The 254-nt window shown below is 61.8% G+C and carries 1 protein-coding gene; it reads right to left on the bottom strand.

Annotated elements, in window-relative coordinates:
- Nucleotides 1-254, bottom strand: a 254-nt coding sequence (locus tag DW49_RS0107495; protein WP_029774639.1) for a replication initiation protein, incomplete at both ends; no start/stop codon positions are given.

Raw genomic sequence — 254 nt, 5'->3', positions numbered from 1 at the left:
CCTGTGGCCCACGGCTTGACGGTCAACTCCACAGCGCTCGCCAGTTCGCCCAGTTCGTACACGTGGCTGTGAAATTCGGTCGTCTCCCACCAGGGGTGACCGGGTGTTTTGGCGACAGGGCCACCGTGATAGTCCACGTCCGCGTCGAGGCGAGCGGCAAACGCGGCATAGATCGCCTTCATGTACTGAATCGGCTTGGCCCGTGCGTTCTCGGTGGTGCACACGGACGGGACAGCATAGAACAACTGGGAATG

The organism is Pseudomonas avellanae BPIC 631 (genome assembly GCF_000444135.1).
Taxonomy (GTDB): domain Bacteria; phylum Pseudomonadota; class Gammaproteobacteria; order Pseudomonadales; family Pseudomonadaceae; genus Aquipseudomonas; species Aquipseudomonas avellanae.
This window is presented reverse-complemented; position numbering and strand designations above follow the sequence as displayed.